Consider the following 13067-nt stretch of genomic DNA (forward strand, 5'->3'; position numbering starts at 1 on the left):
TCCTATTTTTACTCCCTCCTGGTGGCGCAACGAATGAATTGGTTTAAACTGCGCATTCGATGCATATTGCAGGGAAATTATTATGTTGCGATTTTTGAACCAATGTTCACAAGGCCGGGGGGCGTGGCTGTTAATGGCGTTTACCGCTCTGGCACTGGAACTGACGGCGCTGTGGTTCCAGCATGTGATGTTACTTAAACCTTGCGTGCTCTGTATTTATGAACGCTGTGCGTTATTCGGCATTCTGGGCGCCGCGCTGATTGGCGCTATCGCCCCGAAAACTCCGCTGCGTTATGTGGCGATGATCATCTGGCTGTATAGTGCTTTTCGTGGCGTGCAATTAACTTACGAGCACACCATGCTCCAGCTCTATCCTTCACCGTTTATGACCTGTGATTTCATGGTCCGATTCCCGGACTGGCTGCCGCTGGATAAATGGGTGCCACAAGTGTTTGTCGCCTCTGGTGATTGCGCTGAGCGTCAGTGGGATTTTTTAGGTCTGGATATGCCGCAGTGGCTGCTCGGTATTTTTGTTGCTTACCTGATTGTCGCAGTGCTGGTGGTGATCTCTCAGCCGTTTAAAGCAAAAAAACGTGACCTGTTTGGTCGCTAATCAATTCGGCGCTCCTGCGGGAGCGCCTGTCTGGCTTCATCTTGTCGATAGCTTAATGTTGGATACGGCGTGGACGCCTTGCCCGACCTACGGCATTTCTGGCGGCGTAATCCCGAAGTGGTTCCACGCCCGCACTGTCGCCATACGCCCGCGCGGCGTGCGCTGCAAAAAGCCCTGCTGAATCAAATAAGGTTCCAGCACATCTTCAATGGTTTCACGTTCTTCGCCAATGGCCGCTGCCAGGTTATCCAGGCCTACCGGCCCACCGAAGAATTTATCAATTACCGCCAGCAATAACTTGCGGTCCATATAATCGAAACCTTCCGCATCAACGTTCAGCATATCCAGCGCCTGAGCAGCGATATCTGCCGAGATGGTGCCATCATGCTTCACTTCGGCGAAATCTCGCACACGACGCAGCAGGCGGTTGGCGATACGTGGCGTACCTCGCGCCCGGCGAGCCACTTCCAGCGCGCCATCGTCACTCATCTCAAGCCCCATAAACCGTGCGCTACGACTGACGATATATTGCAGATCAGGCACTTGATAAAACTCAAGACGCTGCACAATACCGAAACGATCTCGTAGGGGGGACGTCAGCGAGCCAGCACGCGTGGTCGCTCCAATAAGGGTGAACGGGGGAAGATCGATTTTAATTGAACGCGCTGCCGGGCCTTCACCAATCATAATATCCAACTGGTAATCTTCCATGGCCGGATACAACACTTCTTCCACCACAGGCGAAAGGCGGTGGATCTCATCAATAAACAACACATCGTGTGGTTCAAGGTTGGTGAGCATCGCCGCCAGATCGCCCGCCTTTTCCAGCACCGGGCCAGAGGTGGTGCGTAAATTGACGCCCATTTCATTAGCGACGATGTTGGCAAGTGTGGTTTTACCCAGACCCGGAGGACCAAAAATCAATAGATGATCAAGGGCATCGCCGCGCAGTTTCGCCGCTTTGATGAAAATTTCCATCTGTGAACGAACCTGCGGCTGACCAACATACTCTTCCAGTAATTTGGGGCGAATGGCGCGATCTACCACATCTTCCGGTAAAGTCGTACCGGCAGAAATCAGACGGTCTGCTTCAATCATCCTTTACCTCATAACGCGGCGCGCAGGGCTTCGCGGATTAATGTTTCACTGCTGGCATCAGGGCGAGCGATTTTGCTCACCATGCGGCTGGCTTCTTGTGGTTTATAGCCCAGCGCCACCAGCGCAGCAACAGCTTCCTGTTCGGCATCGTCGGTTGCTGGGCTTGCCGGTGAGGTCAATACCAGATCGGCAGCCGGTGTGAACAGATCGCCATGCAGACCTTTAAAGCGATCTTTCATTTCAACGATCAGGCGTTCAGCAGTTTTCTTACCAATGCCAGGTAATTTCACCAGTGCACCCAGTTCTTCACGCTCAACGGCATTCACAAACTGCTGCGCTGACATACCCGAGAGGATCGCCAGTGCCAGTTTCGGTCCCACGCCGTTAGTTTTGATCAACTCTTTAAACAACGTGCGCTCTTGTTTATTGTTAAAACCATACAGTAGCTGCGCATCTTCACGCACCACAAAGTGAGTGAAAACAATCGCTTCCTGGCCCGCTTCAGGGAGTTCATAAAAACAGGTCATCGGCATATGCACTTCATAGCCTACGCCGCCCACTTCAAGTAACACCAGCGGGGGTTGTTTTTCCAGAATGATGCCTCTCAGCCTGCCTATCACATGACGCTCCTGCGTAATGAATCAAAGATAATGTTGTATGATAAAAAAATGCTGGATAGATATCCAGCGAAGGATGAAGAAAAATTGCGAGGCGTCTCCATGAACTGAAAAATGACGCAGTATAATTGATCCGCTAAGTCATCTTTAAAATAAATATTGTAATGTTAAATATTTAGAGGATAAATCCACTAAAAAAATAAACCTTTCCGTTCCTGCAAAAAAATATTTTTTATGGTATTACGTATATTCATATTTATTTCAATGGAATGACAAAGTGAAAATTAATTACCCTTCTGAATATGAAATTGGCGATATTGTATTTACATGTATAGGTGCTGCCTTATTTGGTCAAATATCTGCCGCATCAAATTGCTGGAATAATCACGTCGGGATCATTATCGGTCATGACGGCGATGATTTTCTGGTCGCAGAAAGTCGTGTTCCCCTCTCCACCATCACTACACTGTCCCGCTTTATTAAACGCTCTGCTAACCAACGCTATGCAGTAAAGCGATTAGGTATCGGGTTAACAGAACAGCAAAAACAACGGCTGGTAGAACAGGTTCCCTCCCGGCTGCGCAAGCTCTACCATACCGGTTTTAAATACGAATCTTCCCGCCAGTTCTGTTCAAAATTCGTTTTTGATATTTATAAAGAGGCGCTATGTATCCCGGTGGGTGAAATAGAGACATTTGGAGAACTGTTAAACAGCAATCCGAATGCAAAGCTTACTTTCTGGAAATTCTGGTTTTTAGGTTCGATTCCGTGGGCGCGTAAAACCGTCACGCCAGCGAGTTTGTGGCATCATCCGGGTCTGGTGTTGATTCATGCAGAGGGAGTAGAAACACCTCAGCCAGAATTGACTGAGGCGGTATAACTTAACGCAGTCGCCCGCGAGCCAGGTTCAGCCTCGATTCGCTCATCTGCATCGCATTCTGGCTGACATGGCAGTGGGTGATGGCAATCGCCAGCGCATCGGCGGCGTCCGCCTGTGGGTTAGCGGGTAGTTTTAGCAAGGTGCGCACCATATGTTGCACCTGGCTTTTTTCAGCACTACCAATACCTACCACCGTTTGTTTGACCTGACGGGCAGCATATTCAAACACCGGCAATTCCTGATTAACCGCTGCCACAATCGCCACGCCGCGTGCCTGCCCCAGTTTCAGGGCAGAGTCGGCATTCTTCGCCATAAAGACTTGTTCGATTGCGAAATAATCGGGCTGGAACTGGGTGATGATTTCCGTCACGCCCGCATAGATGAGCTTCAGACGAGACGGTAAATCATCCACTTTGGTGCGTATGCATCCACTGCCCAGGTAGGACAGTTGCCTGCCCACCTGACGGATAACGCCGTAGCCGGTAACGCGCGAACCCGGGTCAATACCGAGAATAATAGACATCACGCGTCTCCGTTTTGTTGGTTAGCCGGCCTCATCAGAGGGTCGCAGCAACCTCATCAGAGATCTCACCGTTATGGTAAACTTCCTGCACGTCGTCACAGTCTTCCAGCATATCGATCAGACGCATCAGTTTCGGTGCAGTTTCTGCATCCATATCGGCTTTGGTTGACGGGATCATGGAAACTTCTGCGCTGTCTGCTTTCAGACCAGCCGCTTCCAGAGCATCACGTACTTTACCCATCTCTTCCCACGCAGTGTAGACGTCGATTGCGCCGTCATCATAGGTCACAACGTCTTCTGCACCTGCTTCCAGCGCCGCTTCCATGATGGTGTCTTCATCACCTTTCTCAAAGGAAATCACACCTTTTTTGCTGAAAAGATAGGCTACGGAACCGTCAGTACCAAGGTTGCCGCCACATTTGCTGAATGCGTGACGCACTTCAGCAACAGTACGGTTACGGTTGTCAGACAGACATTCAATCATTATTGCAGTGCCGCCAGGACCGTAACCTTCGTAGATGATGGTTTCCATGTTCGCATCATCATCACCGCCTACACCACGTGCAATTGCGCGGTTCAGGGTGTCACGAGTCATGTTGTTAGACAGTGCTTTATCAATGGCTGCACGCAGACGCGGGTTAGCATCCGGATCGCCGCCGCCCAGTTTAGCTGCGGTCACCAGCTCACGAATGATTTTAGTGAAGATTTTACCGCGCTTAGCATCCTGCGCAGCTTTACGATGTCTGGTGTTGGCCCATTTACTATGACCTGCCATAAAAATATCTCCAGATAGCCCTGCCTGTTCAGGCAGCGTTAATTACAAACTGTTCAATCGCCTGCCGGTTGCTCCATGACTTAGTGAGCGCCGCTGCAGCGGGCGCATCAAGCCACTTGTAGGCCAGATGTTCAGTAAAAACAATCTGACGTTCGTGGGGGAGCGCAAGGCAGAACCATGATTCTGTATTGCGCGTCACGCCCGGCGCATAGCGATGACGTAAATGTGAAAAAATTTCAAACTCTACCGTGCGCTGACAGTCAATTAAGGTCAGTTGTTCAGCGACAACATCTATAGTGACCTCTTCCTTTACTTCGCGCATGGCAGCTTGCGGCGCGGTTTCACCCTCTTCCACGCTGCCGGTTACCGACTGCCAGAAATCGGGATCGTCACGCCGCTGCAACATCAGCACCCGTTTCGTATCTTGTGCATAGATGACCACTAAGATCGAAACGGGACGCTTATAAGTCATATCAATTATTCTCAGCCTTCTTTACAACCTGAATGCTCAGCTCAGCCAGAGCAGTCGGGTTGGCAAAGCTCGGAGCTTCAGTCATCAGACACGCTGCCGCCGTGGTTTTCGGGAAGGCGATAACGTCACGGATGTTGTCGGTGCCAGTCAGCAGCATGGTCAGACGGTCAAGGCCAAATGCCAGACCTGCGTGCGGCGGAGTACCGTATTTCAGGGCGTCGAGCAGGAAGCCGAATTTCTCGCGCTGTTCCTCTTCGTTGATTCCCAGAATACCAAACACCGTCTGCTGCATATCACCATTATGGATACGCACAGAGCCACCGCCTACTTCGTAACCATTGATGACCATATCATAAGCGTTCGCCACCGCATTTTCCGGCGCCGCTTTCAGCTCGGCAGCAGTCATGTCTTTCGGTGCGGTGAACGGATGGTGCATCGCGGTCAGGCCGCCTTCGCCGTCGTCTTCAAACATCGGGAAGTCGATAACCCACAGCGGTGCCCATTTGCTTTCGTCAGTCAGACCAAGGTCTTTACCCACTTTCAGACGCAGTACGCCCATCGCGTCGGCAACAATTTTCTTGTTGTCGGCACCGAAGAAAATCATATCGCCATCTTGCGCGGCAGTACGATCCAGGATGGCTTCGATGATTTCAGCGTTGAGGAACTTCGCTACCGGGCTGTTGATACCTTCCAGACCTTTCGCGCGTTCGTTGACTTTGATGTAAGCCAGACCTTTCGCGCCGTAGATTTTGACGAAGTTACCGTATTCATCGATCTGCTTACGGGTCAGCGATGCACCGCCCGGAACACGCAGAGCAGCGACGCGGCCTTTCGGATCGTTCGCCGGACCCGCGAATACCGCAAATTCAACAGATTTCAGCAGGTCTGCAACGTCGGTCAGTTCCATCGGGTTACGCAGATCCGGTTTATCGGAACCGTAACGGCGTTCGGCTTCCGCAAAGGTCATTACCGGGAAATCGCCCAAATCCACGCCTTTCACTTCCAGCCACAGATGACGCACCAGGGCTTCCATCACTTCACGCACTTGCGGCGCGGTCATGAAAGAGGTTTCCACATCGATCTGGGTAAATTCTGGCTGACGGTCAGCACGCAGGTCTTCGTCACGGAAGCATTTTACAATCTGATAATAACGGTCGAAACCGGACATCATCAGCAACTGTTTGAACAACTGCGGCGATTGCGGCAGCGCATAGAATTTACCTTTATGCACACGAGAAGGCACCAGGTAGTCACGCGCACCTTCCGGCGTCGCTTTGGTCAGCATCGGGGTTTCGATGTCGAGGAAGCCATGGTCATCCATAAAACGGCGCACCAGGCTGGTGATTTTTGCGCGGGTTTTCAGGCGCTGAGCCATTTCCGGGCGACGCAGATCAAGATAGCGGTATTTCAGACGCGCTTCTTCGGTGTTGACGTGGTTAGAGTCCAGCGGCAGAACGTCTGCGCGGTTGATGATGGTCAGCGAGGACGCCAGCACTTCGATTTCGCCGGTCGCCATATCGCGATTGATATTTTTTTCGTCACGCGCACGTACGGTGCCCGTTACCTGAATGCAGAACTCATTACGCAGTTCAGAGGCCAGCTTTAACGCGTCCGCACGATCCGGATCGAAAAATACCTGCACGATACCTTCGCGGTCGCGCATATCGATGAAGATCAGGCTACCAAGATCACGACGACGGTTGACCCAACCACACAGAGTCACCTGCTGCCCCACGTGGGACAAACGGAGCTGTCCACAATATTCTGTACGCATGAGATATCCCTTAACTTAGCTGCCGGCGGACGTCCCCTGCTGCGCAGGTGACCTAAGTCGCAGCGTTAGCTGTATGTCACAACTGAATGAAAAAAGGCGGCTATTATACTGGAAATTCTGCCGCACCGTAAGAGTCTGGCCCGCTCTGGAACGACTCGTTACCACTTTATATCAGGCCTGAAATTAGACTCTACCCTTGTTTGCTATAAAGGTGTTGCCTGAGCACATAAAAATTAACAAAATTTGTCGTTCTGCCATCGGCTAATCGCATTAAGGTGAGAGGCTCGATTTTGTTTTATCTGGAGTCATCATGCTTGAACTGAATGCTAAAACCACTGCGCTGGTGGTGATTGATTTACAAGAAGGCATCTTACCGTTTGCCGGTGGTCCGCACACTGCTGAAGATGTCGTTAATCGCGCCGGGAAGCTGGCAGCGAAATTTCGAGCTAACGGACAGCCTGTGTTTCTGGTGCGCGTCGGCTGGTCTGCCGATTACGCCGAAGCATTAAAACAGCCAGTTGATGCACCCTCACCTGCCAGAACGTTGCCGGAAAACTGGTGGCAACATCCTGCGGCGTTAGGTGCAACCGACAGCGATATCGAAATCATCAAGCGTCAATGGGGTGCGTTTTACGGTACGGATCTGGAGTTACAATTACGCCGTCGTGGCATTGACACCATCGTCTTATGTGGGATCTCAACCAATATTGGCGTCGAATCAACCGCCCGCAATGCCTGGGAACTCGGCTTTAATCTGGTGATAGCCGAAGACGCCTGCAGTGCAGCCAGCACCGAACAGCACAATAACAGCATCAACCATATCTACCCGCGCATTGCCCGCGTGCGTCGCGTGGAAGAGATCCTCAACGCATTATGATTTACATCGGTCTGCCGCAATGGTCGCATCCCAAATGGGTGCGGTTGGGGATCTCCAGCCTGGAAGAGTACGCCCGCCATTTTAACTGCGTGATACGGGATTTTTAAAAATCACTAAAGAACGCCCAAGAGCATGTGTTTTCTTTAGAGTAATCAAAGCGTTGGATTGCCATGTCATATGAAAATCGGCAAAGTTCATATGTAACAAAGTGTCCCAATCATGCCCCAAAATGCCCCACAACAAATATTTTTGCCCCATGCATGCCCCAAAAAATCACTTTCCCTCACTCTTGACACTGTTCATCCATACAGTTAAAAATAACACTGTATACAAACACAGTATAGAGGGACTTTTATGCGTATTGAGATCTGCATAGCCAAAGAAAAAATGACTAAAATGCCAAACGGTGCTGTGGATGCGTTAAAGGAAGAATTAACCCGACGCATCAGTAAACGTTATGACGATGTAGAGGTGATCGTAAAAGCCACCAGCAACGATGGCCTTTCTGTTACGCGCACCGCCGATAAAGATTCAGCTAAAACTTTTGTTCAGGAAACTCTGAAAGATACCTGGGAGTCTGCTGACGAGTGGTTTGTTCACTAATTAGCACGTAAAATCAGTAACGGCTGGAAATCATTCAATACTCGCACTATCGAAAGTTAACCAGCCAGCCGCAGTATCCTATCATGACAAGTTACTGCGGCTTTTTACTTTTTATATTTAACGGATCAACATCCAGATCAGCAGACACGGCACCACCGGCACAGCAAAATCCATCAGGCTTGCCACATCCCACGCGCGCGGATCAAAACCGCCCCACCACGGCATATTCATTCGCTTGCCATGCCCGAACATTTCAATCCAGCGATATTCTGCCTGGGTGTGTTCACGCGCAATGAAGAACGTACAACCGGCTATCGCCCCGTAAACCCAGTTCCCGGTAAAAAGACCAATCAGTAGCTGCGCAGCCACAGCACAAAGCGCATGAAGGAAAGGTGTTATATCCATTTTCATCCTACCCAATAAAACGGGGCGCTCTGCCCCTTGATATTATTTAGACGCAAGCGCCGCCTCAATTGCAGATAATCTTTGTCTTAATTCTGCGTTTTCTTCTTCCAGTGCTGTTATCCTGTCGTCTGACTCTCTGGCTACCTGAACAAGCAAACCCGTTACGCCTGAGTAATCGACGGTATAGTATCTTTCTCCCTCTTCTCCATCAGACCCATTGTCCCCGCTCTTGTACTTTATTGTGCTACCAACTGATTCAGGGATTGCATTAAGTGCCTCTTGCGCAATAACGCCAGCATAAGGCATACCATTAGACTTGAGACGGTAAGTATACCCATTCATTAATCTGATGCGCTCAGTGGCATTATCAATAACCTGAATGTTTTCTTTAAGATCTCTGTCCGACACCTGGTCGAATGATGTAGCCTTGCATGGCCCGTTTATCTCAAGCTGATAGGTTTTATCTGGGTTCCTTTGTGCATAAAACAAAAAAAGCCCGCCATCATCCCTAATTTCATAAACAACTGGACGACTGGAATTTCCCCATAATAACGTCGACACACCAGAATACGCCGTACCTTGCGTGTTTAATGTCATGGTTGACCCATGATTGGCATATTTGATCTGTAATGTGTCTGTATTATCAAACTTAATAAGCGCGTTACTTCCCCGCACACCATACGACATGAGACAGTTCCCCATTTTCAGATAGCCTGAAGTTCCAGGGAAGATCATTGTTCCGCCGTAAAGGTTGGTAAAATCCCAGCAAATATTTTCACCGTTATCGTTCAGGTTAAGGCGCGCCATTGCGTTACCTGGACTGTCTATCCATTTTTTGAGGTATAGTTCGCAATACGCATCCTCAACACCTGCCGTCCTGTGAGTTGAGCGGAGTTTTCTCCCAAATATAGCTCCGCTAGTTGGCAATACCTGCTGATACCATGAAGCAGACCAGTCACCAACGATTTCATCTTTGCTGTCTACATATAATTTTGTTGCGTAGCTTCCTTGATCGTTTTTTAATTTGCTAACGTCGGATTTTAGCGTTTTGATGTCATCAGGAATTACTGTCGATGTAGCCATTTTTCTTCCTCACATCCAGCCACGAAGTTGATGCTCAACAGCAACCACGTATTCATCGAATAATGACGATATTTGCGTATCATTAATGATGCGTACGTTTACAAAATATCCGTCTTCCTTAACACATACCGGCTCGCCATCTTCGGTAAGTTCTCCGGTTTCTTTGTACACGTTACCTATCACATCAATGAGAACATTGTTCTGCATCGACTCGTCATCATAATAGCCAGTGCTCTCCATAAAGGCCGAAAAGTCGGCTCTGTCGGCAAATTTGAGGGTTAAGTCTCGCATTATATTTTTTCTCCCTGCTGCGCTGCTGTTAATTCCCTGTGCCAGATACGCAAATTTCGGACGTGCCCGAACAGATGGCGGCTGCCACTGGACGCCTTTCCACCGATAGTGATGAATCCACCAGTGTACTTCTGATTTTGATATGCTGAAGTTGTCAATGCCCCGAAAACACCATTGACAACAACTTGCAACCTTCTGTCTTCCGAAAATAAAAAACCAACGATATTATGGCGCTTAGTTCTTGCAAGAGTACTATTATACTCTTTAATGGCATTTGAGTCGCCGTTTGTGATTATCGCTTTATTACCACGAGTAGCAAAACCAAGGTACATATAACTTTGATTTATTATATCTGTGGAATCTCCCGTTGTTGTTATATCCAGAATCCTTGCTCCACCAGTAATATTAGGCATAAAGCCAGGTTCCCATAGTGTATTTACTTCAACAAGACAACTTATTGCAGGAGTTGACCAGTTTAATTTTACAGGGACAGTAACCATATCACTGGCTCTTGTTGCACCAGTTCCCGACGTAATGATAAATGATGACGCATGAGTTCCCTTTTCAAACTGAGGGGTGGTCATCATTATCTGGTCTCCGGCCTGTATGGAACGCCCGTCCGCAGCTATCTCAAAACGAGCGTGAATACTTTTCGGTTCTGGTGATTTATATGTAAATTCGATGCGTAACCATCCGTTAGCTTCTCTGTATATGACATGATTGACAGCATCCTCACCATTCGGAATTTTTAATATTTCTCCGGTGCCGCAATCTATATATGACTCAGCAACCAGTGTGTTGCTTGTTCCGTCATCGTTCACATAAGCTACGCGAGGTCTGATTAATATATCAGTCCCTTTAACACGGCACGAAAGTGTAACTGATTCATTTGCATCAACACTGATTACACGGGGATAACCACTCGTAATTAATGTCGCCCGGCCATCCAACGGAGTTCCCGTAACCGTGAATGTTCCATATGTAAACCCATACTCGTCAGTTTCACTAGTCACCGATAATGCAGATTTCAGATAATTCCATAAGGATGGTGTATTACTATAATAAAGTGTGTTTGTTCTCTGCCCCTCTATTAACAACCCCATTTTTTCAAATCTGGGTTCATCTACAGACGCAATACAAAGCCCCCCGGATTTATCAATATATGTCGCTTCAGATGCCCGCTTAAACTTAACAATCTTGTCGCCAGGCATTGTTATTTCATCATCACCAATAACAATCTTTTTATATGATGGCGAAAAGCCCGTAATCATATCCAGTGAATCGTTAAACGGTATCCACACATCAGGCAGCGGTTGTAAGACATATTTATACGGCTCTGCTGCCTGGCTTGCATACTCTCTGGCTGCATCTTCACTTGCTTTAGCTGCCGTCTGGCTTGCTGCCGATGCTTTCGCTGAGTTCGCAGCCGCTGTTTCGCTCACCTTTGCGTTGGTTTCACTGGTTTTTGCTGCTTTTTGGCTGTTGGCTGATGCAGTGGCAGAAGCATCCGCCGCACTTGCAGAACCAGCTGCGGCACTCTCGCTTTGGGCCGCTGCATCCTGACTGTTTTTCGCCGCAGTTTCGCTGGCTTTGGCATTCGTTTCACTCGTCTTCGCTGCTTTCTGGCTGTTAGCCGCAGCAGTTGCTGATCCAGCAGCTGAAGTCGCAGAACCGGCAGCGGCACTCTCGCTTTCAGCTGCTGCAACCTGGCTGTTTTTTGCCGCAGTTTCACTGGCTTTGGCATTCGTTTCGCTGGTCTTCGCTGCCGTCTGGCTGGACTTTGCGTTGGTTTCGCTCGTCTTTGCGGCTGTCTCGCTGTTTTTCGCGTTGGTTTCTGATTTTTTGGCTGCTGTCGCGGAGTTTGCCGATGCAGTCTGCGAGGTCGCTGCCGCCTGTGCGCTGTTAGCTGCATTCGTTTCTGAGGTTTTCGCCGCGTTCTTCGATGATGCCGCTGCAGTTTCGGATTTCTTTGCCGCCGCTGCGCTCTGAGAGGCGGCTTCGGCGTTGCGTGCCGCTTCTTCCACCATTGCCTCAAAACGGCGCAATGCCTCCGGCATGACATCATCTTCCGTCATGGCACCGAGAAAATCATTCAGCGTACCTGGTCTGGAACCTTCATAGACGGTAATGGTCCCGGCATGTGAAGGCGGAAAACCTTCAACCAGCAGGGTGACGCTGTACTGGCCATACTCAACATCCATGCTGTAACGTCCGGCTTCATCCGGATTTTCAGAAGCCACCGTGTTCACCAGTACCGTGGTGCTGTTACGCTTTGCCTTCAGTTGAATAGTGCAGTTCTGTATTGGTTTTCCCGCACCATCTTTCAGCACACCTGAGATTTTTACTGCTGCCATATCCACTCCACAAAAAAGCCCGCCTGAACCGGCGGGCTGTCATAACACTGTGTTACCTGGCTAATCAGAATTTATAACCGACACCCACGATGAAACCGTCAGTGCGCCAGTCACCACTGCCGGAGCCTTCATAAGCAATATCAATGGCCACGGATTCGGTCGGGTTAAACTGCACGCCAGCTCCCCACGCCAGAGACGTGTTGCTGTGGCGATCATCATCACTTCCGGTCAGCACATCGTTCGTTTTCCCCTTGCTGTCAGTTACGCGGAGATAATCACCGGAAAAAGTCGAAACACGGCTGTAAGCCACACCTGCCATCGCATAAGCACTGAACCATTCATTCACGCGTACAGATGGCCCCGCCATCATGCTGAACCAGCGGTTACGCACTGAATCTTCATGCCAGCGGGTATCGCTGTAATGCGTTTTTTGCTCATCTTTGGCATTGGCATAACTGAATGACGTCACCAGCCCCAGCGTGTCCGTAAATTCATAACGGTATTTCACGTTAATGCCCTTCAGGTCATCACTGCCTGGCATATCAGTATGGGCCTGAAGATACCCGGCGCTTAGTGTGGACTGATGCTCTGCTGCGCTCGCTGGCGTACCAGCGGCAACCAGCCAGACTACTGCGGACAGAATAACAGCACATAATTTACGCATAATTACCTCTCGCTTTTCTGCAATAAAAAAGGCGTCAT

General features: G+C 49.4%; 15 protein-coding genes and 3 pseudogenes. 5 read left to right on the forward strand and 13 right to left on the reverse strand.

The features are described 5' to 3' along the window. The first annotated feature begins 82 nt into the window (after window positions 1-82). Complete coding sequence (gene dsbB, locus WC5_RS03815; RefSeq protein WP_000943445.1) at window positions 83-613, forward strand: disulfide bond formation protein DsbB; 531 nt, start codon at window positions 83-85, stop codon at window positions 611-613. A gap of 87 nt (window positions 614-700) precedes the next feature. Here the strand turns inward: dsbB and ruvB are convergent, their stop codons facing one another. Together ruvB and ruvA are read right to left on the reverse strand one after the other, a co-directional pair. After that, window positions 701-1711 carry a Holliday junction branch migration DNA helicase RuvB gene (gene ruvB, locus WC5_RS03810; protein WP_000568526.1) on the reverse strand — a complete coding sequence of 337 codons (1011 nt, stop codon included), beginning with the start codon at window positions 1709-1711 and terminating at the stop codon, window positions 701-703. An 8-nt stretch (window positions 1712-1719) separates the two neighbouring features. After that, a complete protein-coding gene (gene ruvA, locus WC5_RS03805) occupies window positions 1720-2331 on the reverse strand; it encodes a Holliday junction branch migration protein RuvA (protein ID WP_000580341.1) in 612 nt (203 codons plus the stop codon). Window positions 2332-2605: 274 nt separating this feature from the next. Between ruvA and WC5_RS03800 the strand changes: the two genes are divergently transcribed. After that, window positions 2606-3208 carry a YebB family permuted papain-like enzyme gene (locus WC5_RS03800; RefSeq protein ID WP_000701079.1) on the forward strand — a complete coding sequence of 201 codons (603 nt, stop codon included), beginning with the start codon at window positions 2606-2608 and terminating at the stop codon, window positions 3206-3208. Window position 3209: 1 nt separating this feature from the next. Here the strand turns inward: WC5_RS03800 and ruvC are convergent, their stop codons facing one another. The 4 genes from ruvC to aspS are packed head-to-tail and all read right to left on the reverse strand — an operon-like array spanning window position 3210 to window position 6752. Then, window positions 3210-3731, reverse strand: a complete 522-nt coding sequence (gene ruvC, locus WC5_RS03795; RefSeq protein ID WP_010350951.1) for a crossover junction endodeoxyribonuclease RuvC — start codon at window positions 3729-3731, stop codon at window positions 3210-3212. Between the two features lie 34 nt (window positions 3732-3765). After that, window positions 3766-4506 carry a YebC/PmpR family DNA-binding transcriptional regulator gene (locus WC5_RS03790; RefSeq protein WP_000907234.1) on the reverse strand — a complete coding sequence of 247 codons (741 nt, stop codon included), beginning with the start codon at window positions 4504-4506 and terminating at the stop codon, window positions 3766-3768. A gap of 28 nt (window positions 4507-4534) precedes the next feature. Next, entirely contained in the window at window positions 4535-4987 is a 453-nt protein-coding gene (gene nudB, locus WC5_RS03785; protein WP_077629253.1) for a dihydroneopterin triphosphate diphosphatase, read from the reverse strand. Then, window positions 4980-6752, reverse strand: a complete 1773-nt coding sequence (gene aspS / locus WC5_RS03780; RefSeq protein WP_001258669.1) for an aspartate--tRNA ligase — start codon at window positions 6750-6752, stop codon at window positions 4980-4982. Before aspS ends, nudB begins: the two co-directional genes overlap by 8 nt. A gap of 310 nt (window positions 6753-7062) precedes the next feature. On the opposite strand from aspS, the gene WC5_RS03775 reads away from it, so the two are divergent. From WC5_RS03775 to WC5_RS03770, 3 genes and pseudogenes are all read left to right on the forward strand, one after another. After that, window positions 7063-7629: a hydrolase gene (locus tag WC5_RS03775; protein ID WP_000891640.1), complete on the forward strand. Its 567-nt coding sequence runs from the start codon at window positions 7063-7065 to the stop codon at window positions 7627-7629. Continuing rightward, window positions 7626-7721: pseudogene (locus WC5_RS25925) on the forward strand (DUF72 domain-containing protein); the annotation flags it as partial. The gene WC5_RS03775 and the pseudogene WC5_RS25925, both read left to right, overlap by 4 nt. A 262-nt stretch (window positions 7722-7983) precedes the next feature. Next, window positions 7984-8232 carry a DinI-like family protein gene (locus WC5_RS03770; RefSeq protein WP_001217539.1) on the forward strand — a complete coding sequence of 83 codons (249 nt, stop codon included), beginning with the start codon at window positions 7984-7986 and terminating at the stop codon, window positions 8230-8232. Here the strand turns inward: WC5_RS03770 and WC5_RS25930 are convergent. The 7 genes and pseudogenes from WC5_RS25930 to WC5_RS03745 all read right to left on the reverse strand — a co-directional run. Further along, a pseudogene (locus WC5_RS25930) lies at window positions 8229-8309 on the reverse strand (capsid protein); the annotation flags it as partial. The gene WC5_RS03770 and the pseudogene WC5_RS25930 sit on opposite strands and share 4 nt — an antisense overlap. 40 nt (window positions 8310-8349) lie before the next feature. After that, window positions 8350-8637, reverse strand: coding sequence for a hypothetical protein (locus WC5_RS03765; RefSeq protein WP_016231745.1), 288 nt, complete (start codon window positions 8635-8637; stop codon window positions 8350-8352). A gap of 42 nt (window positions 8638-8679) precedes the next feature. Continuing rightward, the gene (locus tag WC5_RS03760; protein ID WP_000235968.1) at window positions 8680-9720 is read right to left on the reverse strand and encodes a tail fiber domain-containing protein; all 1041 of its coding nucleotides are present in this window, start codon (window positions 9718-9720) and stop codon (window positions 8680-8682) included. A gap of 9 nt (window positions 9721-9729) precedes the next feature. Beyond that, window positions 9730-10011, reverse strand: a complete 282-nt coding sequence (locus WC5_RS03755) for a hypothetical protein (protein WP_016231746.1) — start codon at window positions 10009-10011, stop codon at window positions 9730-9732. After that, entirely contained in the window at window positions 10011-11282 is a 1272-nt protein-coding gene (locus WC5_RS26210; protein WP_414030345.1) for a phage head spike fiber domain-containing protein, read from the reverse strand. The genes WC5_RS03755 and WC5_RS26210 overlap by 1 nt, the downstream gene beginning before the upstream one ends. Window positions 11283-11998: 716 nt before the next feature. Further along, window positions 11999-12365 (reverse strand): annotated as a pseudogene (locus tag WC5_RS26215) (prophage tail fiber N-terminal domain-containing protein); the annotation flags it as partial. 64 nt (window positions 12366-12429) lie between these two features. Further along, window positions 12430-13029: an Ail/Lom family outer membrane beta-barrel protein gene (locus WC5_RS03745; RefSeq protein WP_016231748.1), complete on the reverse strand. Its 600-nt coding sequence runs from the start codon at window positions 13027-13029 to the stop codon at window positions 12430-12432. Between the last annotated feature and the right edge of the window lie 38 nt (window positions 13030-13067).

Origin of the sequence: Escherichia sp. KTE114 (assembly GCF_000407765.1) — a bacterium.
In the GTDB taxonomy this organism is placed as follows: domain Bacteria; phylum Pseudomonadota; class Gammaproteobacteria; order Enterobacterales; family Enterobacteriaceae; genus Escherichia; species Escherichia ruysiae.

Coding starts and splice junctions, on each gene's coding strand:
- dsbB (WP_000943445.1), top strand. CDS start 83: ATGTTGCGATTTTTGAACCAATGTTCACAAGGCCGGGGGGCGTGGCTG.
- ruvB (WP_000568526.1), bottom strand. CDS start 1,711: ATGATTGAAGCAGACCGTCTGATTTCTGCCGGTACGACTTTACCGGAA.
- ruvC (WP_010350951.1), bottom strand. CDS start 3,731: ATGTCTATTATTCTCGGTATTGACCCGGGTTCGCGCGTTACCGGCTAC.
- WC5_RS03790 (WP_000907234.1), bottom strand. CDS start 4,506: ATGGCAGGTCATAGTAAATGGGCCAACACCAGACATCGTAAAGCTGCG.
- aspS (WP_001258669.1), bottom strand. CDS start 6,752: ATGCGTACAGAATATTGTGGACAGCTCCGTTTGTCCCACGTGGGGCAG.
- WC5_RS03775 (WP_000891640.1), top strand. CDS start 7,063: ATGCTTGAACTGAATGCTAAAACCACTGCGCTGGTGGTGATTGATTTA.
- WC5_RS03770 (WP_001217539.1), top strand. CDS start 7,984: ATGCGTATTGAGATCTGCATAGCCAAAGAAAAAATGACTAAAATGCCA.
- WC5_RS03765 (WP_016231745.1), bottom strand. CDS start 8,637: ATGGATATAACACCTTTCCTTCATGCGCTTTGTGCTGTGGCTGCGCAG.
- WC5_RS03760 (WP_000235968.1), bottom strand. CDS start 9,720: ATGGCTACATCGACAGTAATTCCTGATGACATCAAAACGCTAAAATCC.
- WC5_RS03755 (WP_016231746.1), bottom strand. CDS start 10,011: ATGCGAGACTTAACCCTCAAATTTGCCGACAGAGCCGACTTTTCGGCC.
- WC5_RS26210 (WP_414030345.1), bottom strand. CDS start 11,282: ATGATTACGGGCTTTTCGCCATCATATAAAAAGATTGTTATTGGTGAT.
- WC5_RS03745 (WP_016231748.1), bottom strand. CDS start 13,029: ATGCGTAAATTATGTGCTGTTATTCTGTCCGCAGTAGTCTGGCTGGTT.